This window comes from Micromonospora sp. D75 (assembly GCF_018070405.1).
In the GTDB taxonomy this organism is placed as follows: domain Bacteria; phylum Actinomycetota; class Actinomycetes; order Mycobacteriales; family Micromonosporaceae; genus Micromonospora; species Micromonospora chalcea.
In genome coordinates this window covers 1-1,154 of the sequence record NZ_JAGPXV010001021.1, presented here as the reverse complement: position 1 = coordinate 1,154, position 1,154 = coordinate 1, and the positions used below count along the sequence as shown (strand labels likewise).

The following is a 1,154-nucleotide window of genomic DNA, read 5'->3' as shown; positions in this document are numbered from 1 at the left end:
CCTTCGTCCTCCGCCGTGGCCGGCGCGAACTCGTTTCCCGCCGTGCCGTGCCAGCGGGTCGATGCCGGTGCCCGACCCCGGTCGCCGGCGCGCAGCCGCAGCGGCGTCAGGCCCGGCGCAGCGTCCGCAGTGTGCCGGCCCAGGCGACCACCTCGTCGAGCATGGTGCCGAGGGCCTGCTCGTGGTGCGCGGCCGGCCGGAAGTCGCGGAAGTTGACGAAGTCGGTCGTCAGAGAGAGCGCGACCTGGGAGCGGACGTCGGCGACGCCGAGCTGCCCCAGCACCAGCCGCAGGTGCTCCGCCGCCCGGGTGCCGCCGTGCACGCCGTAGCTGACGAGGCCGGCGGCGGCGTGCTGCCACTCCTGGTAGAGGAAGTCGAGGGAATCCTTCAGCGCGCCCGGGATGGAGTGGTTGTACTCCGGCGTGACGAAGACGAAGCCGTCGAACCCGGCCACGGTCGCCGCCCAGCGGCGTACGGCCGGGCGTCGCGACGGCGCCATCGACGGCGGCAGCACCTCGTCGAAGTGTGGCAGGGCGTAGTCGGCGATGTCGACCAGTTCGACAGTGGCGTCGCCCCGCTTGGCGGCGACGTCGCGCACCCAGCGGGCCACGGCGTCGGCCTTGCGGCCGGGTCGCGTGCTGCCGACGATGACACCGATCCTGACCATGCTGCTCTCCTCTAGGCGATGGGGACGGGGCGCGCGGGAGCCGACGTGCCGGTCAGGTCACGAGCCAGCTCCACCGCGCCGTGCAGGGACGACAGCCCGCCGAGGGCGGCGGGACGCACCGGTGGCGCCGGGCGCCCGGGCCGGCCGGCGCGACGTGCCCGTTGCGCGACGAGCGGCACGAAGCCGGGCAGGCCGGCGGCGAACCCGCCACCCACGATCGCCAGCGCCGGATCGAGGATCTCGCCGAGGCTCACCACCGCCGCCGCCAGCGCCCGGCAGCTCTCCTCGACCGCAGCCACCGCCCAGGGCTCGCGCCCGTCGAGTCCGGCCCGTAGGTCGTCGAAGCCCACCTCGCCGCCCCGGCGGGCGGCGGCGCGGCGCAGGGTGGCGGGGCCGGACGCGACGGACTGGAGGCAGCCGTGCCGGTCGCAGTCGCAGCGCTCACCGTCGAGGGCGACGACCATGTGGCCGATCTCGGCGGAGGACC

General features: G+C 75.7%; 2 protein-coding genes. Both read right to left on the bottom strand.

Annotated elements, in window-relative coordinates; genetic code table 11:
* Positions 1–106: 106 nt before the first annotated feature.
* The gene (locus KBX39_RS31660) at positions 107–667 is read right to left on the bottom strand and encodes an NADPH-dependent FMN reductase (protein ID WP_043329859.1); all 561 of its coding nucleotides are present in this window, start codon (positions 665–667) and stop codon (positions 107–109) included.
* A gap of 11 nt (positions 668–678) precedes the next feature.
* On the bottom strand, positions 679–1,154 hold a 476-nt coding region (locus KBX39_RS31655), incomplete at its 5' end, for an ROK family protein (RefSeq protein WP_210874092.1).

Coding starts and splice junctions, on each gene's coding strand:
- KBX39_RS31660 (WP_043329859.1), bottom strand. CDS start 667: ATGGTCAGGATCGGTGTCATCGTCGGCAGCACGCGACCCGGCCGCAAG.